This window comes from Pigmentiphaga sp. CHJ604 (assembly GCF_036972535.1).
GTDB classification, from domain to species: Bacteria; Pseudomonadota; Gammaproteobacteria; order Burkholderiales; family Burkholderiaceae_B; genus Pigmentiphaga; species Pigmentiphaga daeguensis.
In genome coordinates, this window is the sequence record NZ_CP136998.1 from 3,941,820 (window position 1) to 3,967,610 (window position 25,791).

23 protein-coding genes are annotated in these 25,791 nt (G+C 69.6%); 13 read left to right on the forward strand and 10 right to left on the reverse strand.

Annotation, left to right across the window (positions count from 1 at the left end):
* The first annotated feature begins 110 nt into the window (after positions 1–110).
* The 5 genes from R4823_RS19000 (at position 111) to R4823_RS19020 (ending at position 3,791) form a co-directional block, all read left to right on the forward strand.
* Complete coding sequence (locus R4823_RS19000) at positions 111–344, forward strand: cold-shock protein (protein WP_087839627.1); 234 nt, start codon at positions 111–113, stop codon at positions 342–344.
* Positions 345–549: 205 nt separating this feature from the next.
* Entirely contained in the window at positions 550–1,014 is a 465-nt protein-coding gene (locus R4823_RS19005) for a DUF192 domain-containing protein (protein ID WP_132979330.1), read from the forward strand.
* 232 nt (positions 1,015–1,246) lie between these two features.
* Positions 1,247–2,122 (forward strand): intradiol ring-cleavage dioxygenase, encoded by an 876-nt coding sequence (locus R4823_RS19010; protein ID WP_338615820.1) that lies wholly within the window; start codon positions 1,247–1,249, stop codon positions 2,120–2,122.
* Between the two features lie 20 nt (positions 2,123–2,142).
* The gene (locus tag R4823_RS19015) at positions 2,143–2,739 is read left to right on the forward strand and encodes a nuclear transport factor 2 family protein (RefSeq protein ID WP_087839630.1); all 597 of its coding nucleotides are present in this window, start codon (positions 2,143–2,145) and stop codon (positions 2,737–2,739) included.
* 74 nt (positions 2,740–2,813) lie between these two features.
* Positions 2,814–3,791: a tripartite tricarboxylate transporter substrate binding protein gene (locus R4823_RS19020; RefSeq protein WP_338615821.1), complete on the forward strand. Its 978-nt coding sequence runs from the start codon at positions 2,814–2,816 to the stop codon at positions 3,789–3,791.
* Between the two features lie 60 nt (positions 3,792–3,851).
* Here the strand turns inward: R4823_RS19020 and R4823_RS19025 are convergent, their stop codons facing one another.
* Positions 3,852–4,439, reverse strand: coding sequence for a malonic semialdehyde reductase (locus tag R4823_RS19025; protein WP_087839632.1), 588 nt, complete (start codon positions 4,437–4,439; stop codon positions 3,852–3,854).
* Positions 4,440–4,569: 130 nt separating this feature from the next.
* Between R4823_RS19025 and R4823_RS19030 the strand changes: the two genes are divergently transcribed.
* Both R4823_RS19030 and R4823_RS19035 read left to right on the forward strand, forming a co-directional pair.
* A complete protein-coding gene (locus R4823_RS19030; protein WP_087839633.1) occupies positions 4,570–5,484 on the forward strand; it encodes a LysR family transcriptional regulator in 915 nt (304 codons plus the stop codon).
* Positions 5,485–5,624: 140 nt separating this feature from the next.
* Entirely contained in the window at positions 5,625–6,440 is an 816-nt protein-coding gene (locus tag R4823_RS19035; RefSeq protein ID WP_217896322.1) for an intradiol ring-cleavage dioxygenase, read from the forward strand.
* Positions 6,441–6,532: 92 nt separating this feature from the next.
* Here R4823_RS19035 and pcaF read toward each other — a convergent pair whose 3' ends face one another.
* The 9 genes from pcaF to xseA all read right to left on the reverse strand — a co-directional run bounded on the left by pcaF (position 6,533) and on the right by xseA (position 21,512).
* On the reverse strand, positions 6,533–7,738 hold the full coding sequence (gene pcaF / locus R4823_RS19040; protein ID WP_087839634.1) for a 3-oxoadipyl-CoA thiolase: 1,206 nt from the start codon (positions 7,736–7,738) through the stop codon (positions 6,533–6,535).
* A gap of 28 nt (positions 7,739–7,766) precedes the next feature.
* Positions 7,767–8,846: a maleylacetate reductase gene (locus R4823_RS19045; RefSeq protein WP_087839635.1), complete on the reverse strand. Its 1,080-nt coding sequence runs from the start codon at positions 8,844–8,846 to the stop codon at positions 7,767–7,769.
* A gap of 4 nt (positions 8,847–8,850) precedes the next feature.
* On the reverse strand, positions 8,851–9,489 hold the full coding sequence (locus R4823_RS19050; protein ID WP_087839636.1) for a 3-oxoacid CoA-transferase subunit B: 639 nt from the start codon (positions 9,487–9,489) through the stop codon (positions 8,851–8,853).
* An 11-nt stretch (positions 9,490–9,500) separates the two neighbouring features.
* Positions 9,501–10,190 (reverse strand): 3-oxoacid CoA-transferase subunit A, encoded by a 690-nt coding sequence (locus tag R4823_RS19055; protein WP_087839637.1) that lies wholly within the window; start codon positions 10,188–10,190, stop codon positions 9,501–9,503.
* Between the two features lie 137 nt (positions 10,191–10,327).
* A complete protein-coding gene (gene pbpC / locus R4823_RS19060) occupies positions 10,328–12,625 on the reverse strand; it encodes a penicillin-binding protein 1C (RefSeq protein WP_087839638.1) in 2,298 nt (765 codons plus the stop codon).
* A 68-nt stretch (positions 12,626–12,693) separates the two neighbouring features.
* Positions 12,694–17,820, reverse strand: coding sequence for an alpha-2-macroglobulin (locus tag R4823_RS19065; protein WP_087839639.1), 5,127 nt, complete (start codon positions 17,818–17,820; stop codon positions 12,694–12,696).
* A gap of 90 nt (positions 17,821–17,910) precedes the next feature.
* Positions 17,911–19,329: a chloride channel protein gene (locus R4823_RS19070; protein ID WP_087839640.1), complete on the reverse strand. Its 1,419-nt coding sequence runs from the start codon at positions 19,327–19,329 to the stop codon at positions 17,911–17,913.
* A 91-nt stretch (positions 19,330–19,420) separates the two neighbouring features.
* Positions 19,421–19,996, reverse strand: a complete 576-nt coding sequence (locus tag R4823_RS19075; protein ID WP_087839641.1) for a Fe-Mn family superoxide dismutase — start codon at positions 19,994–19,996, stop codon at positions 19,421–19,423.
* Between the two features lie 148 nt (positions 19,997–20,144).
* Positions 20,145–21,512, reverse strand: a complete 1,368-nt coding sequence (xseA, locus tag R4823_RS19080; RefSeq protein WP_087839642.1) for an exodeoxyribonuclease VII large subunit — start codon at positions 21,510–21,512, stop codon at positions 20,145–20,147.
* Between the two features lie 291 nt (positions 21,513–21,803).
* On the opposite strand from xseA, the gene R4823_RS19085 reads away from it, so the two are divergent.
* From R4823_RS19085 to adk, 6 genes are all read left to right on the forward strand, one after another.
* Complete coding sequence (locus R4823_RS19085; protein WP_087839643.1) at positions 21,804–22,403, forward strand: MotA/TolQ/ExbB proton channel family protein; 600 nt, start codon at positions 21,804–21,806, stop codon at positions 22,401–22,403.
* 19 nt (positions 22,404–22,422) lie between these two features.
* Positions 22,423–22,851 (forward strand): biopolymer transporter ExbD, encoded by a 429-nt coding sequence (locus R4823_RS19090; RefSeq protein ID WP_087839644.1) that lies wholly within the window; start codon positions 22,423–22,425, stop codon positions 22,849–22,851.
* Positions 22,848–23,891 carry a tetraacyldisaccharide 4'-kinase gene (lpxK, locus tag R4823_RS19095; RefSeq protein WP_087839645.1) on the forward strand — a complete coding sequence of 348 codons (1,044 nt, stop codon included), beginning with the start codon at positions 22,848–22,850 and terminating at the stop codon, positions 23,889–23,891. Before R4823_RS19090 ends, lpxK begins: the two co-directional genes overlap by 4 nt.
* Positions 23,872–24,075, forward strand: coding sequence for a Trm112 family protein (locus R4823_RS19100; RefSeq protein WP_087839646.1), 204 nt, complete (start codon positions 23,872–23,874; stop codon positions 24,073–24,075). Before lpxK ends, R4823_RS19100 begins: the two co-directional genes overlap by 20 nt.
* On the forward strand, positions 24,068–24,844 hold the full coding sequence (gene kdsB, locus R4823_RS19105; protein WP_087839647.1) for a 3-deoxy-manno-octulosonate cytidylyltransferase: 777 nt from the start codon (positions 24,068–24,070) through the stop codon (positions 24,842–24,844). The genes R4823_RS19100 and kdsB overlap by 8 nt, the downstream gene beginning before the upstream one ends.
* A gap of 224 nt (positions 24,845–25,068) precedes the next feature.
* Positions 25,069–25,722 carry an adenylate kinase gene (gene adk, locus R4823_RS19110; RefSeq protein ID WP_087839648.1) on the forward strand — a complete coding sequence of 218 codons (654 nt, stop codon included), beginning with the start codon at positions 25,069–25,071 and terminating at the stop codon, positions 25,720–25,722.
* The last annotated feature ends 69 nt before the right edge of the window (positions 25,723–25,791 follow it).

Below are 25,791 nucleotides of genomic sequence, written 5' to 3' on the forward strand. Positions count from 1 at the left end.
GTAGCAAACCCACCAAAACTCGCACCGGCGAAGCGCACGATCGACTGCCTACGGCACCGGGGGAGCGCGCCTCGCATATGTTGTAACCGACTACAAGAAGGCATTACGTCATGTCCAGCGATATCAGCCAAGGCAAGAGGGGTAGCGGCACCGTCAAATGGTTCAATGATGCCAAGGGCTTCGGATTCATCACGCCCGACGACGGCGGCGACGACCTGTTCGCCCATTTCTCCTCCATCCAGATGAACGGCTTCAAGACCCTGAAAGAAGGCCAGAAGGTCACCTTCGAGGCGGCCCAGGGTCCGAAGGGCAAGCAGGCGCTGAACATCAGCGAAGCGGCCTGACCGGCTCCGGTCCGGCGGCCTGAACTGCCCGGGCCCGCCAGAGCCACCTGCTCCGGCGGGCCCCTACATTTTCCCCCCAGCGCCGGCCCATCGCGCCTTTAACCTTGTCGTGGGCCTGGTCATGCTACCCTCGCCGGGAGCCTTCCGCGGCGGCGCCGCCCCGTGGACGCTCGCCCCTACCCTTTTCCGCTCCCCTGCCGACGTCATGACCCGCATACGTTCCTTCCTGCCGCGCCTGGCTGCCGGCGCAGGCGCCTGCATCGCCACCGCCCTCCTGGCCTCGACCGCCTCGGCCCAGGCCACGCTGCCCGTGCAAACGTTGCGGGCCGGCATGCACCTGATCCACGCCGAGGTCGCCAGTACCCCGCCCACGCGCGAGCGCGGCCTGATGTTCCGCGAACGCCTGGGGCCCAACCAGGGCATGCTGTTCATTTTCGAGATGCCCGGCACCCAATGCATGTGGATGCGCAACACGCTGATTCCGCTGTCGGTGGCCTTCATCGCCGATGACGGCACCATCGCCAACATCGAGGACATGGCGCCCAGGACGGAAGACAGCCACTGCGCCGCCCAGCCCGTGCGCTACGCACTGGAAATGGAACGCGGCTGGTTCGCCAAGCGCGGGCTGAAGGCCGGCTCGCGCCTGGAAGGCATCCCCGGCGTCCGCTAGGACCTGCTGCCGGCCGGCGCCCGTCCCGGCCCATGCCGGGACGGGCCCGCCTCCGACTCTCCTTCCCGCCGCCATCCTTGCACCTTCAGCGTGCCGCCCCGGGCCACCCTTGCGCCTGGCGTAAAACTCTTTTCCGGTTTTTCCATTCAAATCGTCCCCGGCCACGTCTACAGTAGCCGACCTGAGCACGCCCGTGGCAGGCGGAAGAAACAAGCATCCAGGAGACCACGCCTTGCGCAACCTGAACGAAGACACCATCACCCAGGCCGTGCTGGCCCGGCACGCCCAGGCGCCCGACGCCCGCCTGAAGCAGATCATGACCAGCCTCGTGCAGCACCTGCACGAATTCGCCCGCGAGGTGAAACTGACGGAAGCGGAATGGGCCGCGGGCATCGAGTTCCTGACCGCCACGGGACACATCACCGACGACAAGCGGCAGGAGTTCATCCTGCTGTCCGACACGCTCGGACTGTCGACGCTGGTGACCGCGATGAACCACCGCAAGCCACCCGCCTGTACGGAAGCCACGGTCTTCGGTCCGTTCTTCGTCGAAGGCGCGCCCGAGTACGCGCTGGGAGACGACATCGCCAACGGCGCCAAGGGCGACCCGTGCTTCGTGCACGGCACGGTCAGGAGCGTGGACGGCACGCCCATCGGCGGCGCGGAAATGGAGGTCTGGCAGGCGGACGCGGAAGGCTTCTACGACGTGCAGAATCCCGACGATCCCACCCACCGGGGCCGCGGCCGCATCCATTCCGCGCCGGACGGCAGCTTCCATTTCCGCTCCATCCTGGCCGAAGCCTATCCCATTCCCCACGACGGCCCCGTCGGCCGCATGCTGGCCGCGCTGGGCCGCCATCCCTGGCGGCCCGCCCACCTGCATTTCATGATCCGCGCCGAGGGCTACGAGACCCTGGTCACCCACGTCTTCCGCGACGGCGACCAATACCTGGACTCCGACGCGGTATTCGGCGTGCGCTCGTCGCTGATCGCGCAATGGGTCCGGCACGAGCCCGGCCCCACGCCCGACGGCGGCACCAGCGCGCAGCCCTTCCATACGCTGGACTTCGACTTCGTGCTGAACCCGGTCTCCGGGTCCACCCCCTGATTTTCCCGACTGGAGGACTCATGTACGACCAAGAAAAACTCGCCATACGCGAATTGGTGGAGAACTGGGCGCTGTGGCGCGACGCCGGCGACTGGGAACGCTTCGCCACCGTCTGGCACGAGGACGGCCGCATGAACGCGACCTGGTGCCAGGCCCCGGCCACCGAATTCATCCGGCAAAGCCGGGAAGGCATGGAGCGCGGGGTCAACATCCTGCACTTCCTGGGTGGCATGACCATCGACCGCGAAGGCGACCGGGCCGTCGCCCAGACCAAGATGACCATTTCCCAGCGCGCCACCGTGGACGGCGTGCTGTGCGACGTGGTGTGCACCGGCCGCTTCTACGATTTCCTGGAAAAGCGCGGCGGCCGCTGGGGCATGGTCGAACGCCAGCCCATCTACGAAAAAGACAGGATGGACCCGGTGGACCCGGCCGCCCGCCCGGAACTGGACGCGGCGCTGCTGGCGCGCTTCCCCGAGGGCTATCGCCACCTGGCCTATCTGCAGGTCAAGATAGGCATGGACGTCAAGACCACCATGCCCGGCCTGCACGGCCAGGAAGTCCAGGCGCTGTACGCTCGCGGCAAGGCCTGGCTGGCGGGATCCGCGCGGCCCTGACGCCTCGCGGGAAAGCCTGCCGCCGGCTCCGGGCCGGCGGCAAACCACAATAAGAAGCACACAGGAGACTACCGATGTTCCATACCGACCCGAAACGGCCGGGCGCGTTGCTGTGCGCGCTCGCCTTGACCCTGGCCCTGCCTGCGGCCGCCCAGGACTGGCCCAGCCGGCCCGTGCGCATGGTGGTGGGCTTTGCTCCCGGCGGGGGCACCGACATCATCGCCCGGATGGTGGCCCAGCCCCTGGCGGAAATCCTGGGCCAGCCCATCGTGGTGGAGAACAAGCCCGGCGCCGGCGGCACGCTGGCCGCGGGCACGGTGGCGCGCGCCGCCGCGGACGGCCACACGGTGTTCGTCATGAACAATGGACACGCGGTCTCGGCGGCCATCTACCGCAAGCTGCCCTTCGATTCGGTCAAGGACTTCACGCCGGTCTCCATGCTGTGCGCCCAGCCATTGGTGGTGGCAGCCGGCAAGAACTTCCCGGCCACCGATATCGCCGGCCTGGTGAAGATGGCCAGGGCGCAGCCCGGCAAGCTGAACTACGCGAGCGTCGGCATCGGCAGCACCCAGCATTTCGCCGGCGAACTGCTGCGCCAGGTCACCGGCATCGACATCGTCCACGTCCCCTACAAGGGCACGCCGAACACGGTGGCCGCCGTGCTGAGCGGCGAGGTGGAACTGCTGGTGGACGTGGCCTCGCCCCTGCTGGGCCACATTCGCGCCGGGGAGCTCAAGCCCCTGGCGGTGACGTCGCCGCGGCGCTATGAAGGCCTGCCCCAGACGCCCACGGCGCTGGAGTCGGGCGTGGCCGGCTACGACGTGACGACCTGGTACGGGCTGGCCTTCCCGGCCGGCACCCCCGCCGCCGTCGTCGACAAGATGAACCAGGCGGTGCGCCGGGTGCTTGCCGACGAAAACGTCCGCAAACAGGCGCTGGCGGCGGCCTGCCTGCCGGAGGCCTCCACGCCTCAGGCGATGGCCAGCCATGTCGGCGCCGAGATCGAGCGGTGGCGCACGGTCATGCAGAAGGCCGGCATCGAGCAGCAATGAGCCGGTCCCGATGCGGTCCGGCCCCGGCCGCCGCCGGGGCCGGACCGCGGGTCGCGGGGATCAGAGCAGCGTGGCGGCCTGCTCGAAGGACAGGCGCGGCTGGCGATCGAACAGCTTGGACGTGTCGCCGTAGCCCAGCGAGCAGATGAAGTTGGCGGTCAGGCGGCCGTCGGGGAAGAACTCGGCGTTGACCTTGGCGATGTCGAAGCCGCTCATCGGACCGCAATCCAGGCCGATGGCGCGGGCGGCGATGATGAAATAGGCGCCCTGCAGGGTGCCGTTGCGGGCGGCCGTGGCGGCGGCCAACGCGGCGTTGCCCTCGAACATTTCCTTGGCGCCCTCGCGGAACCAGAGCTGCGGCATGAACTCGTAGAAGCGGGTGTCGGTGGCGATGATGGCGGTGACCGGCGCGGCCTTGACCTTGTCCACGTTGCCCGGGCTGAGCGCGGGCAGGAGCCGTTCCCTGGCTTCCTGGGTGCGCAGGAACACCACGCGCATCGGCTGGCAGTTCATCGAGGTCGGCCCCATTTTCGCAATGTCGTAGACTTGCTTGAGCTGCTCGTCGGACACGGGCTTGTCCAGCCAGCCGTTCTGCGTGCGGGCGGACATGAACAACTGGTCTAGGGCTTCCTGCGAAATGATGGCCATGAAGAGCTCCGATTGGGCGGAATAGTCGTGAGGTTCCGGATTATAAGTGCGCAGCCCGGACGAAAACGCCGGCATAGCTCCGGCAAACGGAAATCACTTTTGCAATTCTGCTAATAATCGAGGGACAAGCATGGACCGCTGGCGCGAACTGGAGCTGTTCGTCCACATCGCGGAACTGGGCAGCCTGACGCGCGCCGCCGAGGCCGCCGGCCTGTCGACCGCCGCTGCCAGCCGCCATCTGGCCACGCTGGAACAACGCCTGTCGGCCCGGCTGGTCGAGCGCAACACCAGGCGCCTGTACCTGACCGAGGTCGGGCAGGAGTTCTACCGGCGCAGCAAGAACATCCTGGGCGAGATGCAGGAGGCCGAGTCGGCCGTCAACGCCACGGTGCTCAACCCGGTGGGCGATCTGCGCGTGACCTCGTCGCTGTCGTTCGCGATGCGCCACATCGCGCCGCTGCTGCCCGAATACAACCGGCGTTTTCCCAACGTCAACGTCCATGTGATCACCGCCAACCGCTACTACGACCTGATCGACAACGGCATCGACCTGGCGGTGCGCACGCGCGAATACGAATCCGACTCCAACCTGACCATCCGCCGGCTGGCCGAGACACGGCGCATCCTGGCTGCTTCGCCCGGCTACCTGCACCGCCATGGCACGCCGCGCACCATCGACGAACTGGCGAACCACAGGCTGCTGCTCTACACGTATTCCAACCGCTACGACGAATTGCGCTTCTCGCGCGCGGGCGAAGTCCGCGTGCTGCCGGTGAAGGGCGTGCTGGAAGCCAACGACGGCCAGGTCCTGTGCGCCGCTGCGCGCGAAGGCCTGGGCATCCTGGTCCAGCCCAAGTACATCGTCTACGACGATATCGTGGCGGGGCGGCTGGTGCCGGTGCTGGACGACTGGGACCTGCCGCGCCTGACCATCAACCTGGCCTACCCGCACCGGCAGTACCTGCCGGCCAAGACGCGCACCTTCATCGACTTCATGGTGGAACACTTCCGCAAGATGGACTTCGACCGCAAATGGGCCAGTTGAGCCCGGCGGCATATCCCGGTTTCGTATGCTTGCGAAACGATCATGCCGCGGTCCGGCGCGCCGAAGTACCATAGCGGCGGCGCCGCGTGCGGCCCCTGCCCCTCCCTTCGCCCGGCACGGCGACCCGCGATGGAAGACACATGACAGAACCGCAACCGGCGCTTGCCCCGACCGAACTGGAACGCGACCTGCGCCGGATGGCCCGGCGCCTCGCGCTGACCCGCATGCTGGGCGCGAGCGCCGCGGCGCTGGGCCTGCCCGGCCTCGCCCGAGCCGGCGATGCCGCGGCCGTGGGCACCTGCATCGCGCTGCCCGAGGAAACCGCCGGCCCCTACCCCGCCAACGGCGGCGGCCCCACCAGCAACGCGGCCAACGTCCTGGCCTCGTCCGGCGTCGTGCGCAGCGACCTGCGCAGCAGCTTCGGCGGTGCCGGCGGCACGGCTCAGGGCGTGCCGCTGCAGCTGACCATCAAGCTGGTCGACGTCAGCGCCGGCTGCGCGCCGCTGCCCGGCCGGGCGGTCTATCTGTGGCATTGCACGCGCGACGGCGGCTATTCGCTGTACACCCGGGAGCTGCGCGACGAGAACTTCCTGCGCGGGGTCCAGGTGGCCGATGCCCACGGCCAGGTCAGCTTCCAGACCATCTTCCCGGGCTGCTACCCCGGGCGCTATCCGCACCTGCACCTGGAGGTCTACCCCACCGCTGACGGCGCCCCGCGCTACGACCGCAAGTACCTGACCTCGCAGCTGGCGCTGCCGCAGGATGCCTGCGGCGCCGTCTATGGCGAGACGCGCGGCTACGAATCCAGCCTCCAGGCGTATGCGCGCATCAGCCTGGAGAAGGACGGGATCTTAAGCGACAACTCGCCGGCCGAGATCGCCGCGCAGACCGTGGTGATGAAAGGCAGTCCGGGCCACGGCTACGTCGGACGCGCGATCGTGGGCATGCTGGGCTGAGCGCCTCGCCAGCCCGGAAACGACGATGCCCCGGGGCGCCTGCCGCGGGGCATCGGTGCCGGACGCCGCGTCGGCGGCGCCCGTGGCCGGGATCAGACCCGCTCGAGGATGACGGCGATCCCCTGGCCCACGCCGATGCACATCGTGCACAGCGCATAGCGGCCGCCGGTGCGGTGCAGCTGGTTGATGGCCGTCGTGGCCAGCCGCGCGCCGCTGGCGCCCAGCGGGTGGCCCAGCGCGATCGCGCCGCCGTTGGGATTCACGCGTGCGTCGTCGTCGGCCAGGCCCAGGTCGCGCAACACCGCCAGGCCCTGCGCGGCAAACGCCTCGTTCAGCTCGATCACGTCGATCTGGTCCAGGGTCAGGCCGGTCAGCGCCAGCACCTTGCGGGTGGCGGGCGCGGGCCCCATGCCCATGATGCGGGGCGGCACGCCGGCGGTCGCCATGCCCACCACGCGGGCGCGCGGCGTCAGGCCGTGGCGGGCCGCCTCGGCCTCGCTGGCCAGCAGCAGCGCGCAAGCGCCGTCGTTCACGCCCGAGGCATTGCCGGCGGTGACCGTGCCGTCGGGGCGGACCACGCCCTTCAGGCGGCCCAGCGCTTCCATGCTGGTCTCGCGCGGATGCTCGTCCCTGGTCACGACGATGGGGTCGCCCTTCCTCTGGGGAATCGTCACGGGAGTGATCTCGGCGTCGAAGAAACCGGACTTCTGGGCCGCGGCGGCCTTGGCCTGGCTGGCCAGTGCCATGCGGTCCTGGGCCTCGCGCTCGATCTTGTAGTCGGTGGCGACGTTCTCGGCCGTCTCGGGCATGGAGTCCACGCCGTACATCTGCTTCATCAGCTTGTTGACGAAGCGCCAGCCGATGGTCGTGTCATAGATCTGCGCGTTGCGCGAGAACGCGGTCTCGGCCTTGCCCATCACGAACGGGGCGCGGCTCATGCTCTCGACGCCGCCGGCCAGCATCAGACCGGCCTCGCCCGACTTGATCGCGCGCGCGGCGGTGCCGACCGCGTCCAGGCCCGAACCGCACAGGCGGTTGACGGTCGACCCCGGCAGCTCCAGCGGCAGGCCGGCCAGCAGCGAGGCCATGTGGGCGACGTTGCGGTTGTCCTCGCCTGCCTGGTTGGCGCAGCCGAAGATGATGTCGGTGACGGCGGCCCAGTCCAGCCGGGGGTTGCGTTCCATCAGGGCCTTGAGCGGGATCGCCGCGAGGTCGTCGGTGCGCACCGACGCCAGGGCGCCGCCGTAGCGGCCGATGGGGGTGCGGATCGCGTCGCAGATGAAGGCGTGTGTAGTCATGTTCTGTCTCGGATTGGGTAAAACTGTTCTAGGGGTTGCGACTGACGTTGGTGACCGGGCGTACACCCGCCCAGGCGTTCTGCAGCAGCGCGCGGATGGCCGTGCGCTCGATGGGACGCGGGTTCCAATAGGGATTGGACACCGCGATGTCGGCGGCGCGATCGAGATCGGCCTCCGGCATGCCGAGATCCCGCAGGGCAACGGGGGCGCCGTTGTCGCGGGCAAGATCGTAGAGCCCCGCCGCCGCGTCCTGGGTGCCGATGGCACGCGCGATGCGGGCCATGGCCTCCGGCGCGGCCGGGGCGTTGTAGGCCATCGCATGCGGCAGCACGATGGTATGGCATTCGGCGTGCGGCAGGTTGAAGCTGCCGCCCAGCGTGTGGCAAAGCTTGTGGTGCAGGGCCATGCCGACGTTGCCCAGCACGGTGCCGCACAGCCAGGCGCCATACAGCGCCTGCGAGCGGGCCTCGATGTCGCCGGACCGGCGCACGATGCCCGGCAAGGCGCGGGACATGGCCGTCAGGCCTTCTTCGGCCATCAGCGACATGATGGGATTGCTGTCCTGCGCGTAGAGGCCTTCGGCGGCATGCGCCATGGCATTCATGGCGCTGGTGACCGACAGCCCCACCGGCAGCCCCGTCGACAGGTCGGGATCGTAGATCACGGTACGCGGCAGCACGCGCGCGTCCTTGCCCGTCTTTTTCAGCCCGCCTTCGGTGATGCCGTAGATGGGCGTCATCTCGGAACCGGCGTAGGTCGTGGGAATGGCCAGGATCGGCAGCCCCGACTCGAGCGCGATGGCCTTGCCCAGGCCCACCGTGGAGCCGCCGCCGATGGCGACGGCGCAGTCGGCCTCCAGCCGGCGCGCCTCGTCGCGCGCCTGGCGGGCCGCCTCGATCGGCACATGCATGACCGCGCCGTCGAAGATACCCGCCGCCTTCGCCCCCAGCAGGGCCGCCACGCGCTCGGCCAGCTTGCGCTGGCCGGGCGTGGACAACACCAGCGCCCGCTGCGCGCCCAGCAGCCCGATCTCCCGTTCCAGGTGCTGCAGCGAACCCGCGCCGAACACCACGCGGGCGGCATGGGCGTTGTAGACGAAGGCGTCCATGGCGTCAGGCCTTGCGCAGCGGCACGCCGCACAGGCGCTGCAACTCGTCGAACGACAGTCCGTCGACCACATCGCTGACGTAGACCCCGTCCTTCTTGATGTCGAACACGGCCAGGTCGGAATAGACCCGGCTCACGCAGCCGACGCCGGTCAGCGGATAGGAGCAGGTTTCCACCAGCTTGCTGGACCCCGTCTTGGTCAGCAGGTCCATCATCACGAATACCTGCTTGGCGCCGATGGCCAGGTCCATCGCGCCGCCCACGGCGGGGATGGCGTCCGGCGCGCCGGTGTGCCAGTTGGCCAGGTCGCCCTTGACCGACACCTGGAAGGCACCCAGCACGCAGATGTCCAGGTGGCCGCCGCGCATCATCGCGAAGGAATCGGCGTGGTGGAAATAGGCGGCACCGGGCAGCGCGGTGACTGGCTGCTTGCCGGCGTTGATCAGGTCCCAGTCCTCCTGGCCCTTCTCGGGCGCGGGGCCCATGCCCAGGAGGCCGTTCTCGGTGTGCAGCAGGACCTCGCGATCGGCCGGCAGGTGGTTGGCCACCAGCGTGGGCAGGCCGATGCCCAGGTTCACGTAGGCGCCCTCGGGAATGTCGCGCGCCACGCGCTGGGCCATCTGGTCTCGATTCATCTTGTTCATGTGCATGTTCCTCAGGCGGCCTGTTGGGCGTTGGCTTGGGCCCCGACGGCCACCACGCGCTTGACGAAAATGCCGGGCGTCACGACCGCTTCCGGATCGAGCTCGCCCAGTTCGACGGTTTCGTGCACCTGGGCGATGGCCATCCTGGCGGCGGTCGCCATGATGGGCCCGAAGTTGCGCGCGGTCTTGCGATAGGTCAGGTTGCCCCAGCGATCGCCCTTGTAGGCCGAGATCAGCGCCACGTCGCCGTGGATGGGGTATTCCAGCACGTAGTCGCGGCCGTTGATGTGCCGCGTTTCCTTGCCCTCGGCCAGCAGCGTGCCGAAGCCGGTGGGCGTGTAGAAGGCGCCCACGCCCGCGCCGGCGGCGCGGATGCGCTCGGCCAGGTTGCCCTGGGGCACGAGCTCGAGCTCGATCTTCTTGGCGCGATAGAGCTCGTCGAACACGTAGGAGTCGGTCTGCCGCGGGAAGGAGCAGATCACCTTGCGCACGCGCCCGGTCTGCAGCAGCGCGGCCAGGCCCGTATAGCCGTTGCCGGCGTTGTTGTTCACCACCACGAGATCCTTGGCGCCCTGCTCGATCAGCCCGTCGATCAGCGCGTTGGGCAGGCCGGCCGTGCCGAACCCGCCTACCAATATGGTGGAGCCGTCCTTGACGCCGGCCAGCGCTTCGGCCACCGAAGCCACGATTTTGTTGATCATCTATGTCTCCGCACGATGCCTGCCGTCCGGGGGGACGCAGGTGGCGTACCTGATTGCAAAACGGAAAAGTTCTATACGCGAACTATTGTTCGAATATTAAACATCGATTACGCACGAGGGGCAAGAGGCCAGAATCATCATAAGCCTCCCGAGCCGTCATTCCGAACGTGTTCCGGCAGTCCGCGCACGGCGAAGCGCACGCTGTCGTAGCGACCGCCCTCGTCCATCACGGTGACGGTATGCGCGCCGTTCGAGGTGAAACGCAGCGAGACCGGACTCGCGCCATCGGTGCGGCGGACCGGCTTGCCATCCAGCATCCACCACAGCGTCCCGTCGCCGCCCAGCGCCCGCAGTTGCACGTCGATCCGGTCGCGTCCCGGCACCGGGCGCAGGATCGCCCCCGTGTCCAGGCCTTCGAGCCGCACGCCCGCGCCCGCGTGCGAGACTGCCCCGCACGCCGGATGCCAGCGCGCCGCGCCGGTTCCGGGCAGCATTCCCGCCTCCGCCCACGGCTGCAGGGCCAACGGCCAGCGCGCGACCTGCCTGGGCGTGCCCGGCACGCGGCATCCCGGATCGGTGCGCATTCCCGAGCGGGGATCGACCCAGATCGTCTCCACCAGTCCGCCCTGCGTTCCGCGCTCGGGCAGCGTGGGCGGCACGGCATCGTCCAGCGCCCAGGCCTGGCGGCGTTGCAGGCACATGCCTTCGGGCGTGCTGTCGGTCCGCAGGCCCAGCGGCCAGCAGATCGACTGCGCGCGTACCGAGGCGGGCGGCACGCGGGGAACGGGCGCGGCCGCCGGCAGCGCTGCCACCAGGTCCTGCAGCAGCGGCGCGGCGACGTTGGCGCCGAAAAAACCGGGATTGGGCGTGCCGTCGGGCCGGCCCACCCAGACGCCCAGCGTCCAGGCATCGGTCACGCCCACGGCCCAGGCATCGCGAAAGCCGAAGCTCGTGCCGGTCTTCCAGGCCAGCCCCCGGCCGCCGGCATAGAACGGCCGGTCGGGCCGGCCGCCGCTCTCCAGGATGTCGCGCACGATGAAGGCCGCGCCCTCGCTCATGATGCGGGACTCGACGCGCGGCTCGTCGGCGGTCAGCCGCACGCGGCCGGCGATGCCGCCGCGCGCCAAGGCGCGGTAGGCGCCCACCAGCTCTTCCAGCGTGGTACCCGCCCCGCCCAGGATCAGGCTCAGGTTGGGGGCCGCGCCCGCCGGGATGCGCAGGCGCAGCCCGCCCGCGCGCAGCGCCGATGCGAAGCGCGCTGGGCCGATGCGATCGAGCAGGTCGACCGCGGGCACGTTGAGCGAACGCTGCAAGGCCTCGGACACGCTGACCGCCCCCGAGAAGGACGCCTGGAAATTGCCCGGCCGGTAGCCGCCGAAGGTCTGCGGCGCGTCGACCAGCAGGCTCTCGGAATGGATCATGCCCTCGTCCAGCGCCATCGCGTACAGGAAGGGCTTGAGCGTCGAGCCCGGCGAACGCACGCCCCGGACCATGTCCACGTGGGCCGCCCGGCGGGCGTCGGAAAAATCGGCCGATCCCGCGTAGACACGCGCCTCCATGCTGTCGTTGTCCATCACCAGCACGGCCATCGACACCTTGGGCGGCAGCGTATCCACGCGATCCAGCAGCATGTCCTCGACGATGGACTGCCATTCGGCGTCCAGGGTGGACCGGACCACGCGGCGGGCCGCGGCGGTCCCCCGCGGCCGCTGGCGCAGGCGTTCGGCGGCCAGCGGCGCCAGCCAGTGGCCGCGCAGCGGCTGCACGATCACGCGCTCGATGCGCGCATCCCCGGCCACCTCGGCGGTCCAGCGGCCGCGCTCGACCATCCGGGCGAGCACCTTGTCGCGCGCCGCCCGGGCCGCCTCGGGCGCGCGGTCGGGCCGCAGCCGGGACGGCGCCTGCGGCAACGCCGTCAGCAGCGCGGCCTCGGCATGGCTCAGCTGGCGCGACGGCTTGCCCAGGTAGGCGCGGCTGGCCATCTCGACGCCTTCGACGATGCCGCCCATGGGCGCATGATTCAGGTACAGGGCCAGGATGTCGCGCTTGGACAGGTGCCATTCCAGTTGCACCGCCCGCGCCATCTGGCGCAGCTTGGCACCCATGCTGCGCGGTGCGCCGCGCAGCGTCGGGTCGATCATGCGCGCGACCTGCATGGTCAGGGTCGAACCGCCCGAGACGATGCGGCCCGAAGCCGCCCACTGCCAGGCCGCGCGCGCCATGGCGTAGGGATTGATGCCACCATGCCAGTAGAACCAGCGGTCCTCGTAGGTCAGCAGCGCCTGGAGATACAGCGGGGACACGTCCTCGGGCGAAACGGGGTAGCGCCAGATGCCGTCCTCGCCCGGATAGGCACGCAGGGGGCTGCCGTCGGCCGACGTGACCACCAGGCCACCATCGGCCGGCCGGAAGGCCTGGGCCGGTAGCGGATGCATCCGGTCCGCCGCCCACAGCGCCCCCAGCGCGACCGCTCCCGCCGCCGCGGCGGCGAACCAGCGCCGCCTCAGCGCGCGCCTCCGCGCGGGTCGCTGATCACCAGCGGGCCGGAAGACGCACCCACGGCGCGGATCTCGGGACGGTACATGTCCTCGACCACCGGCGCGGGCACGACGAAGCGGCCCGGCGTGACCACCCGCACGCGATAGAAAACGGTGACCGGCCCCTGTATGGCCACGGCCGCGACATAACGATCGTCACGGTACTCGCGGTGCTTGATGCGCGTGTCGTTCAACGCCTCGGACACCTGCACGCCGCCCACCTTCCAGTCCGCCATGTCCGGTCCCTGGCTCAGGTTCATGTTCTCGACCTCGAGCCCCGCGGGCACGCGGTCCACCACCAGCGCGTCCTCGATGCGGCGGTCGGAGGCGACGTCCAGCTTGACGATCAGCATCTCGCCGGTCTGCAGCGGACGGCCGTTCCAGGGACGTCCGTCCGACTCGTACCAGCTGCGCGCGATCGTGACGCCGGAGGCGCGCGGCGCCTCGGCCTGGCGCGGGTAGCCCTGCACGTCCACCTCGACGAACAGCGGATCGGCCTGCGTATTGACGATGTCCACGCCGCCGGCCAGCTGCGCGGCCGTGAAGCTGCGTGCCTCGGTGTCGCGCGAACTGAGCTGTTGCTCGCCCTGGGCCGTGCGCAGCCTCGCCGTCCATTGCGCCCCGGCAACGCCGCCCGCCGCCCGCGCGGCCAGGAACAGCGCCAGTTGCTCCTGGGTGGACAGATAGCTGCGGCTGCCCAGGCGGCCGGCCACGTCGCCCAGCAGGGCCTCGCGCCGCGGATGATCGATCTGGTGCTGCATCATCAACGCATAGGACATCGCGTAGTCGCGCAGCGCCGAACCGTAGTCGCCCAGCCATTCGCCATAGCCGCCGTAGCGATTGACGTCGATGCCGTAGCCGCGCGTCATCGCCTCGTCGAAGGCCGAACGCGCGCGCGTCTCGTCGCCCATCAGCTTCAGGGCGATGCCCAGGTGCACCAGCGGCAACGGCGAGCGCGAGCGGTCGCGGTAGTTGTCGTACAGCACCCGCAGGGTGGACAACGGCGCCTTCTGCTCGCGGGCCAGCACGTAGGCCGCGTTGGCCAGCTCGGCGAAGCGGCGATGGCTGTCGCGCAGCAGGTTGTAGTCGTTGTCACGCAGCCGCTGGCCGGGGCCGGCGGCAAGCTGGGCCAGCAGGTTCTGCGGCAGGCTGGGGAAGTTGGCCGAGGATTGCTGCAACTGGCTCAGCAACCAGTCGGAGGCGCGGCGCGACACCAGGTCGGGCACGTTGAAACCCGCCGTGCGGGCATCCTGCAGGAAGCCTGTCACATAGGCCGACAGCCAGATCTCCTGGGCACCGTCGCCCCACAGCGCGAAGCCGCCGCCTGCCTTCTGCATGCCGGCGATACGGCCGACCGCGCCTTCGATCATGCGTTCGCGCTCGGCCCGCGTGCGCGGCGTCAGCCCCCAGGCACGGGCTTCGTCCTCGCCGATGAATACATGGGGATAGGCCGCGCTGGCGGTCTGCTCCAGGCATCCATAGGGATAGTCCAGCAGCCCCTGAACCAGGCGCTTGACGTTGAACGGCGGCTTGTTGGAGATCGCCACGCTGGCGCTGGCCGAATCCGGATACAGCTTCGCGATCCAGCTGGACTCCAGCTTCAGGCTCTCGCCCTGTCCCAGCCGGACGCGGCGCACGTCGCGCGTCGCCGCGACCGGCGGCTGGACCTGCAACAGCGACTCGCGCACGATGCGGATGGGGTTCGCGCCTCCCTGGCCGTCGACCGTCAATCGCAGCCGCCCCAGCCCGTAGGCGCCCGTGGCCTCGGCCACGAAGCGCAGCGTGGTGCGCTGCTGGTTGGCCAGGCTCACGCTTTGCGACCCGCCCCGTATCCGTACCGGGTCCAGGCCCTCGAGGTTCACCGTCAGCGTCTGCGGCGCGCCGCTCAGGTTGGTCACGTCCAGCGCGATCGCTGCCTCGTCGCCCGGGCTGATGAAGCGCGGCGTCGACAACTCGGCCACCACCGGCGCCGCCACCACCATCTCGGCCTGCGCGTTGCCGAAGCGGTCGGGCGTGAAGGCCGAGGCCATCAGGCGCAGCGTGCCGTTGAAGTCGGGCAGGTCGAGCGGAATCTGCGCCTCGCCCTGCTCGTCCAGCCGCACCGGCCCGCTGAACAGGTCCACCAGCCGCACCTTCACCGGCATGCTGCGGGTGTCGCGCATCGCGGCGTCCCCGCCCCATTTCAGCTTGCCCTGCGTGCCTTCCATCTTCTCGATCAGCTTGCCGTACAGGTCCAGCAGCTCGGGCGCATAGCGGTGCTTGCCGAAGAAGAAGTCGAAGGGGTCGGGCGTCGCATAGCGCGTGATGTTCAGGATGCCCACGTCGACCGCGGACAGCGTCACGTACGCCTGCTGGCCCTGCCCCGCGTTGCCGACCTTGACCTTCACGGTGGTCCGCTTCTCGGGCAGCACCTTGGCCGGCGCGGCCAGTTCCACGGCCAGCCTGCGATCGTCGCGGGACAGCGGCAGATAGGCCAGGCCCAGCGCGCGCGCCGGCGTGACGCGGTCTCCCTGGCTGCCCGGACGGAACACGGTGACCGACACGTACAGGTCGTGGCGGCTCCAGTCCTTGCCAACCGGGATCTCGACCGTGGACCCCGACGCCTTCACGCTGGTGCGCTGGCTCCACAGCATGGTGCCGCCCTCGACCGCGATCAGCGCCTCGCCGTCGTGGGGCGGCGTGATAGACAGCTTGACCGTCTCGCCCTCGCGCACGGGCGCGTGGTCCAGCTTGAGCTGCACCCGGTCCGGGCGGTTGCCCATTTCTTCCGCATCCTGGGCTCCCCAGCCGGCATAGAAGCGGTAGCGCAGCGTATCGCCGTGCTCCGGATCGCTCAGCTCCAGCCGGTAGCGGCCCCACTTGACCGGCACGCCGAACTTCACGCGGTCGGGCAGCGCCAGCACGCGCGACTCGACCAGTTCCTCGGTTTCGGTGAATCCGCTGTTCCATCCGCGCTGATCGTCGAAGCGCCAGTAGTACACCCGTTCTTCGCGATATACGCGCAACTGGGCCTGCTTGAGCGGCACGACCTTGCCCTGCGGATCCACGCGCACCGCCTCGAACTCGGCCATCGTGCCCTCGCGCGCGACGTCGCGATCGAACAGCGGGCGCACGCCGATCAGGGACGGCGCCGGCCAGACGCTGCGCTCGATGGAACGCACCACGGGGCGGCCGCCCGATTCCAGCAGGCTGAAGCTGGCCTTCACCTTCATGGGCGAGGCGGTGCCGGACACGTCCACCGGCACGGCGACGGCCGCCGCGCCCTTGTCGTCCAGCGTGGTCTCCTCCAGGTCGCGCCGCTGCTTGCGATCGTCGTCGGCGAAGTCGCCGAACAGGAAGCCCGGCCATTGCCGTGGCAGCGCATAGCGGTCGCGCTCGATGGATACCGTCCCCAACAGCCGGTTGCCGGCCGCGGGCGCGCCGTACAGGTAGTCGCCCTGCACCTTCACGTTCAGGGGCCGGCCGGCCTCCAGCACGCCTTCGCGCGACTTCAGGTCCAGCTTCATGCGCTCGGGCAGGAACTCTTCCACCTGGAACTTCCACGAGGCATCCGCCGCGCGGGCCGCCGGATCCAGCCGCGTCTCCAGCAGCCAGGTACCCGTCTGCGCGTCGGCTGGCAGTTCGATGGCCTCCCGCACGTAGCCCGGCACCTGCGCGTCGGGCCGCCACAGGGCGGTGCGCACGGTACGGCCGTCCGGCCGCTTCAGCGTGGCGGTGATGGGCGCGGCCTGCACGGCCCGTCCGTCGGCGTCGCGCACCAGCACGGATACGTCGAAGCGCTCGCCCGGCCGGTAGAGATCGCGGCCGGCATAGACGAACAGCTTGTTGTCGCGGGACGGATAGCCGCCCACGTCGAACTCGGACAGGTCCAGCGCGGGCTCGGCCAACGCCACCACGGACAGCTCCGCGCCCCGGCGCGCCAGCAGGATGCGCGCGGCCTCGAAGCTGCCGGTGAACACGGCCCGCCCTTGCCCGTCGGCCTTGGCGCGGCCGAGCGACTTCGCGTTCGCGTCCAACAGTTCGAACTCGACGTCGTCCATCGCCTTGCCGCTCTTGAGCGAGGTCGCGAACGCGTCGAGCTGGCCGGCATAACGCCGCGTATGCAGGCCGATATCGCTGACGTAGAAGTAGGTGACCTGGTATTCGTCGCGGAAACGTCCGGGCTGGCTCATCACGGCCACGTAGATCCCGGGGTCCTTCAGTTCCTTGATGCCCTCGACCGGCAGGAAGGTGACGTGGCGGCGGTTGGCCTTGTCGTCGGTCAGGAAGCGGCCGGCATAGACGCTGCGCGTCACGTCCTTCAGGCGGTCCAGGTCCCAGCTTCCCACCGTGCCCTTCAGGCTGCGGTTGCCGCTGTAGCGCCACTCGTCGTCTTCGTCGCTCTCGTCCTCGGCGTCCGGGTCGGTCTTGGCGACGGGCCGGCGCACGCCCAGCACCTGCTCGAAGAACCGGGGGAACTGCGCCGGGTCGATGCGCAGGAACTGGACGTCGACCTCGGGCGTATTGACCGTGACCACCGGCAGCCCGCCGTTCTGGCCCGCGGGCAGCACCACCCCGCGGCTGGCGAAATAGAAGGACGGCGGCATGGCTTCGCTGGCCACCTCGCAGCCGAAGGCCTCGGGCAGCGCCTGGCCGCCCGCGCCCTTGACGGACTCGGGTACGGCGATCGCATAGCGGCGGTTCGGCTGGATGTAGGGAAAATAGGCGACGCGCGGGTTGTCGCCCAGCGACCATTCGCCCGCCACCGGCTTGCCTTCCGGCAGCGCCTGGCCGGGCTGCGGCTTGCCCTGGGTCTTGGCGGCCTCGTCGTCGCCCGAGGCCGCTCCCAGGTCGACCACCTGCAGCAGCTTGCCCAGCGACTGGCGGCGGTCGAGCGGCTGCGAGAACGTCACGGCCAGCGCCAGCGACTCGTCGAACAACCGCGTCCTGCACTCGAGCAATGTGAAGGGATCGGCACTGCCGACCAGCTCGGAGGCGGGCGGCTCGCCGCCCCCTCCCCCGGACTGCTTGCCCGCCCACCATGCGCCGACCGCCACCGCGGCCAGCAATACCACGCCCGCGGCCCAGGCGGCCGCCTTCTTCTTGTCTGCCATGAAATCCCCCGGACACGCCTTCGTGCGTGCTTTCCGTAGCCGCTATTAGAGGGTGAGAGCCCCCTATTGTGAAGCATGGACTTCACAAAATTACATTTGGGCACCACTTGGCGGCGCGGCGTTTGCAGGCCCGGCGGATGGCCGGTGGTGGGGATGCATGACTTCCTTGTGAAAACGCAGCGCCATCGCGTGATAGAACGGCCGCGGGCAGAATTGCCGGGACACCAGCGACGCGACGAGCGTGGCCATCAGCAGGTGGAACATCAGGTCCTGGCTGCGCGTCATCTCCATGACGATCACGCTGGCCGTGATGGGGGCCTGGGTCGCCGCCGCCAGGAAGGCCGCCATCGACACCAGCGCCAGCGTGCGCGGATCGGCGGCGGGACCGGCCAGTTGCACGATGTGTTCGCCCATGCCCGCGCCTATGGCCAGCGACGGCGTGAAGATGCCGCCGGGAATGCCGCAGACGTACGAGGCGATGGTCGCCGCCCACTTGGCGATTCCGAACCAGGCGCTCTCGACGGGGTGCCCGTTCAGCAGCGCTGCGGTCTGCTCATAGCCGGTGCCGTAGGTGGCACCGCCCGTCAGGCAGCCCAGCACCGCCACGACCAGGCCGCACAGGAAGGCCACCCGCACCGGATGCTGCTGCAGCCAGGGGCGCCACCGCGCCGGAACCAGCCCCGTCACGCCGCGCACCATCGTGGCGGCGAACAGCCCGCCCACGGCGCCGTTCAACACGCCGCTGGCCAGGGTCCAGCCCCACGCCCCCTGGGCGAACCCGGCCGCCGCCGCGGCATGGAAATAAGGATTGTTGCCGGCGATGGCCAGCGCGATGAAACCCGACGCCAGCACGCCCGACAACGCCAGGCGGTTCCAGCGCACGGCCGCGCCCCGTCCCAGCTCCTCGATGGCGAACACCACGCCTGCCAACGGCGTATTGAATGCCGCCGCCAGGCCGCCGGCCGCGCCCGCGGCGATCAGTTCGTTCGCCCGGAATTCCAGCTTGACGCCTATCCGCTCCTGCCAGAACCTGCCCCAGGCCAGCATGGCCGCCGCGCCTACCTGTACCGAAGGCCCCTCGCGCCCCACCGAGGCGCCGGCCAGCAGCGCCATGGCGGTCAGCGGAATCTTCCAGAGCGCCTGCCGCAGCGACACCAGCCCCGAGGAGGCGATGGATGCCGGGATCGAGGTGGCCGCGATGACCTGCGGAATGCCGCTGCCCCGCGCCATAGGCGCGAGCCGCAAGGTCAGCCAGCGCAGGCCCGCCATCGCCAGGGGAACGACCACCAGCGCGGCCCACGGCGCGGCCGAGGTCCAGTGGCGGTTCCACTCCAGCGCGATCTCGGCCAGCCAGGCGAAGGCCAGCGACAGCAAGGCCACGACCGCCGCCCCGCACAGGACCAGCGCGTAGCGGAAGGTCTTGCGCGATACACGCAGGACCTGCCGTCCCTTGCGCCGCACGGTGATGGAGGCCTGGTCGCGCCAGGGCACTGAGCGTCGAGCTTTCATGTTGAAACAATGAAAAACGCGCGCTGTGCATTCAAGCCTAAGCTTGCGACAGCGCGCGTCATGCGGCGGCCCCGCGGGGCCGCGACGGGAATCAGCCGAGGTTCTTGGCCACGAATTCCCAGTTGACGATGCCCCAGAAGTTCTCGAGGTACTTCACGCGGGCATTGCGGTAGTCGATGTAGTAGGCGTGTTCCCACACGTCACAGGTCAGCAGCGGCGTGTCGCCGGTGGTCAGCGGATTGCCCGCGGCGCCGGTGTTGACGATGTCGACCGAGCCGTCGGCCTTCTTGACCAGCCAGGTCCAGCCCGAACCGAAGTTGGCGGCGGCCTGCTTGTTGAAGGCGTCCTTGAACGCATCGAAGCTGCCCCACTTGGCGTTGATGGCATCGGCCAGCTTGCCGGCGGGCGGGGTGCTTTTGGGCGTCAGGCAGTTCCAGTAGAAGGAGTGGTTCCAGTGCTGCGCGGCGTTGTTGTAGATGCCGCCGGACGACTTCTTGACGATGTCCTCGAGCGAGGCGTTCTCGAACTCCGTGCCCTTGATGAGGTTGTTCAGATTGGTGACGTAGGTCTGGTGGTGCTTGCCGTGGTGGTACTCCAGCGTTTCCTTGGAGATGGTCGGAGCCAAGGCGTCCTGGGGATACGGCAATTGCGGAAGAGTGTGTTCCATCTGAGCTCCTGCTTCTGGTTGGGAGGTTTGCGGGGGCATTTTATCGGCAAGTATGCCGCTTGGCTCGGAAGTCCCCGCGTCACGCAAGGTTAACGCGCCAGGGCGACGCAGTCATGTCACGCCCTGGCGGCCGCGCGGATCGAGGCCTTCACACCAGCCCGCGGTCGGGCTCGACCGCCGTCACCGAGGCCTGGGCGGCGCCTTCGGCGAAGCTCAGGTCGAGCCGCGCGCCGGCTTGCAAGCTGCGTGCCTGGCGCACGATGCCCCCCTGCTCGTCGCGCACGATGGCGTAGCCGCGCGCCAGCGTCTGCTCGGGCCCCAGCGCGCGCAGGTGCGCGGCATGCGAGGCCAGCCGCTGCTGCAGGCGGGCGAGCTGGTACGCCTGGCACTGCCGCACGCGGCGCGCCAGGTCGTCCACCCGCGCCGACAGCCGCGCGGGGTCCGGCAACTGGGCGATCAGCCGCTGCCGCAGCAGGCCGGCCTCGGCCTCGCGGTCGCGCTGGGCGCCGGCCCAGGCCGCGCCCAGGCCGCGCACCAGCGCAGCCAGCCGTTCCTGCTGCCGCGCCAGGCGCTCGCGCGGGGATATCAGTTGCGCCGCCGCGCGGTCGAGCCGCTGCCCGGCCTGCTCGAGACGGCGCCGCTGCGCCCGTCTCAGGTCCTGGGCCGCCTGGCGCAGGCGTGCCAGCCACTGCTCGCGCGGCAGGCCCGCCATCTCGGCGGCCGCCGTGGGCGTGGGCGCCCGCAGGTCGGCGGCGAAATCGGCGATGGTGAAGTCGGTCTCGTGGCCGACGCCGCTGATGACCGGGATCGCGCTGGCGACGATGGCCCGCGCCAGCCCTTCATGGTTGAACGCCCACAAGTCCTCGATGCTGCCACCGCCCCGCACCAGCAGCAGCGTATCGACCTCCGCGCGCCGGTTCGCGAGCGCGATGGCCTGCGCCAGCCTCGGCCCGGCCTCGTCCCCCTGGACCGGAGCCGGATAGATCACCACCCGGACATGCGGCACCCGCCGCGCCAGCGCTGTCAGCACGTCGCGCAGCGCCGCCGCCTGCAGGGACGTGACGATGCCCAGCGCGCGCGGCACGGCCGCGGTCGGGCGCTTGCGGGCCGGGTCGAACAGCCCTTCGGCCGACAGCTTCTCCTTGAGCCGCAGGAAGGCTTCGAACAGATCGCCCTGGCCGGCCCGGCGCATGGCCTCGACCTGCAATTGATAATCGCCGCGCGGCTCGTACAGCGACACGCGCGCCCTGACCTCGATGCGGTCGCCTTCCCGGGGCGTGAAGCCCACCAGCATGGCCCGTCCGCGAAACATGACGCCGCGCGCGGCGGCGCCTCCGTCCTTGAGCGTGAAATACCAATGGCCGGAAGCCGCCGCGGTGAAATTCGACACTTCGCCCCGCACCCACACCAGAGGGATGTTGCGCTCCAACAAGCCCGCCACCGCGCGGTTTAGCTGGGAGATAGTCAGGATCCCCCGCGAAAAATCGTCATGTGCGGACGCAAAACCAGAATTCATGAGGGTTTCCAGGCAAGAAGCTTTCCACAGGCTTGAAAACTATGGTTGTCAAGTAATTTCTCTGTCACAGACAGCATTATTTTCTTATAAGCCATTGATTTGATTGGTTTTTTAACTTCACCGATCACTGAATCAAAAGCGGGCATCCTAGCAAGAACCGCATATTTCGTGGCCCGGGGCCAAGTTACACACATAATTATCCACAGATTCTGTGGATACTTTCGAGCCGGCGACTTGCCCTCGCCCGCCCACGCCCGTACATTCTCGCCTTCATCGAAAAGGAGAGGTTTCTTGCTCGCCATCGTCCGCGAGGCCGGCTGGCCCATCTGGCCGCTGATCGCCACTTCGTTCATCGCGCTGACGCTCATCGTCGAACGCCTGCTCGCCCTGCGTCGAAGCAGGATCGCCCCGCCCAGGCTACTGGAGGACGTCCTGGCCCTGGTACAAAAGCGGCGCATCACTCCCGAAATCGTGACCCGGCTCGAAGCCGACTCGCCGCTGGGCCGCGTCCTGGCCGCGGGACTGCGCAACGCCCATCGCTCGCGCCCCGCGCTCAAGGACGCGCTCGAGCAATCGGGCGAGACGGTCGCCCATAACCTGAACCGCTACGTCGGCGCGATCGGCACCATCGCCGCGGTGGCGCCGCTGATGGGCCTGTTCGGCACCGTGGTCGGCATGATCGAGATCTTCGGCTCGTACGCGCCGGCCGGCAGCGATCCCGCGCAACTGGCGCACGGCATCTCGGTGGCACTGTACAACACGGGACTGGGCATCTTCATCGCCATCCCCGCCATGATCTTCTACCGCTATTTCCGCGCCCGCATCAACGACAGCCTGCACGACCTGGAACGGGCCGCCGCCCGCCTGGCCGACAGCCTGCAAGCCGAGTGATGCGGCCCGGCGCCCGCCCATGAACTTCCGCCGCCACCTCGATACCGACGAGCCCGACATCAACCTGATCCCGCTGATCGACGTCCTGCTGGTCATCCTGATCTTCCTGGCCGCCAGCACGTCCTTCTCGCGCTTCAGCCAGTTGTCCGTGCGCCTGCCCGACGCGACCGCGCAGTCCGCCGAAGCCTCCGCCGGCCTGACCGTCACGGTCGCGGCCGACGGCCGCTACGCGCTCAACGGCAAGGCGCTGCCCATTGCCGATGCCGACCAGTTGTCCGAGGCGCTGCGCAAGGCGGCGGCCGGACGGGACGATCCCTCGCTGGTGATCGACGCGGACGCCGCGGCCACCCACCAGGCCGTGGTGCGGGCCATGGAAGCGGCGGGGCGGGCCGGCATCTCGCGCATAGGATTCACCACACAGGCCGCGCCGGCGGCATCGGGCAGATGATGCCGGACCCCGCCCTGCGCTCGGTGCTGCAACGCCAGTGGCAGACGGGCGGATGGCTGTCGTGGCTGCTTTCCCCCCTGTCCCTGCTGGCCTCGGCCGTGGTCGCCGCCAAGCGCCTCGGCTACCGGGCAGGCTGGCGGCGGGCCGAGCGGGTGGGCGTGCCGGTCGTCGTGGTCGGCAACGTCTATGTCGGCGGCACCGGCAAGACTCCCTTCATCGTGGCCGCGGCTCGCGCCCTGCGGGCGCGCGGCCGCCAACCGGGCGTGATCAGCCGGGGCTACGGGGTGCGGGTCGGCCCCGCTCCCCGCGTGGGCTGCGGCCAGCTGGACCCCGCGGACTTCGGCGACGAGCCGGCCCTGATCGCACGCCAGGCCGACGTCCCGGTGGCGGTCCACCCCCGCCGCGCCGACGCCGCGCGCGCACTGCTGGCAGCACACCCCCATGTCGACGTGATCCTGTCCGACGATGGACTGCAGCATCTTGCGCTGGCCCGCGACCTCGAGATCGTGGTGCAGGACGAACGAGGCATCGGCAACGGCCGGCTGCTGCCCGCCGGTCCGCTGCGCGAGCCCGCGTCTCGCCTGCGCGATGTCGACGCGATCGTCACGAATCGCAGCGGCGGCGCCGGCGCCCCCTTGCCCGCCGCGCCGGCCGGCGTCCGCGCCGTGGACATGGACCTCGTCGTCGACGGCGCCTGGCGCCTGGCCGACGGCGAACGGCGGCCGCTGGCGGAGCTGGCCTCGATGCGCCGCATCGCCGCGGTGGCGGGCATCGGCAACCCCGGCCGCTTCTTCGCCACGCTGCGCCGCGCCGGCGTCCGGCTGGACGTCACGCTGGGCCTGCCCGACCACTACGATTACGCGCGCCCGCCGTTTGCCGCGATCGAAGCCGATCTCATACTCGTCACCGACAAGGACGCCGTAAAATGTCCGGCGGTGGACGACCCGCGCGTGTGGGCCGTCACCGTTTCGGCGCATTTGTCCGACCCCGCGTTCTTCGACTGGCTGGAAACCCGACTCCATGGACATACGCCTGCTTGACATCCTGGTCTGCCCGCTCTGCAAGGGGCCCCTGCGCCACGACCGCGCCGCTCGCCTCCTGGGCTGCCGCGCCGACCGCCTGAGCTTCCCGATCCGCGACGGCATTCCGGTCATGCTCGAATCCGAGGCCCAGCCCTGGCAGGACGAGACCGATGCCCCGGCCGCCGAGGCACCCCATGCCTGATCAGGCCGACTTCACCGCCATCATCCCGGCCCGCGCCGCTTCCACGCGCCTGCCCGGCAAGATGCTGGCGGACATCGGCGGCGTCCCCATGATCGTCCGCGTCGCGCGGCAGGCCGAGGCCAGCGGCGCATCCCGCATCCTGGTGGCCACCGACGACGCCGCCATCCGCGACGCGGTTCGCGCGCACGGCTTCGACAGCCTGATGACCCGCGCCGACCATCCGACCGGCACCGACCGGCTGGCCGAGGCCTGCGACGCGCTCGAGCTGGACGACACGCACATCGTGGTCAACATCCAGGGCGACGAACCCCTGATCGATCCCGCGCTGGTGGCCCACGTGGCCCAGACGCTGGACCGCCACAGCGCGGCGGCCATCGCCACGGCGGCGCATCCCATCGACACCCCCGAAGAGTTGTTCAACCCCAACTTCGTCAAGGTCGTCTGCGGCGCCGACGGCCATGCCCTGTATTTCTCGCGCGCCCCCATCCCCTGGGCCCGCGATGCCCTGGCCGGCGGCGAGCGCGTCTTCGCGCCCGGCCTGCCCGCGTTGCGCCACATCGGCCTCTACGCCTATCGCGTGGGCTTCCTGCGCCGTTTCCCCACCCTGCCCCAGGGCCGGCTCGAACGATGGGAGTCGCTGGAACAGTTGCGCGCGCTCGAGCACGGCTATGCCATCCAGGTCCACGTCACGCCGCAGGCCCCCGCGCCGGGCGTCGACACGGCCGCCGATCTCGAATTCGTGCGGCGGCTGGTGGCGGCCCAAAGCTGATTTGACCGGCGCCGCGCGCTTGAGGTAAGTTTGGGGACACTCGTGCCTGAAACACGCGGCCATAGGGGGGTCGGCATACCGACATCGACCGCATGCCGCAGCGCATCGGCCTTCATCACCATCCCGGCGACAAGTTCGCGGCCTGGACCCTGATGGGCCGGGCCAGCGGTGTGTGCGCCGGTAACGCCGCAGGCCAAGAACACCAACTCAATCAGGAAGCATCAATGCGTCTAATCTTGCTCGGAGCGCCCGGCGCCGGCAAAGGCACTCAGGCCGCGTTCCTCAAGGACCGTTACGGCATTCCCCAGATTTCCACCGGCGACATGCTGCGGGCCGCGGTCAAGGCCGGCACGCCCCTGGGCATCGAAGCCAAGAAAGTCATGGATGCCGGCGGACTCGTGTCCGACGACATCATCATCGGCCTCGTCCAGGACAGGCTGAAAGAGCCGGACTGCGCCAATGGCTATCTGTTCGACGGATTCCCCCGCACCATCCCCCAGGCCGAGGCGCTGCGGTCGGCCGGCGTGCCGCTGGATTTCGTGATCGAGGTGGACGTCCCCGAGGAAGAGATCATCGAACGCATGAGCGGCCGCCGGGTGCACCTGGCCAGCGGCCGCACCTACCACCTGCGCTTCAACCCGCCCAAGAACGCCGGTGTCGACGACGTCACGGGCGAACCGCTCGTCCAGCGCGACGACGACAAGGAAGAGACGGTGCGCAAGCGTCTCGAGGTCTATCGGCAGCAGACCCGGCCGCTGGTCGACTATTACTCTCAGTGGGCCGCCGAAGGCGACGCGAAGGCGCCCCGCTACCGCAAGATCTCCGGCGTCGGCTCGGTCGACGAGATCAAGACCCGCCTGTTCGATGCGCTGAAATAAAGCCCCCCCTACGCGCTTACGCGCGCCCCCAGGGGCGGCACTAGCGGACCGGCAAAGCCGGATCCGCTG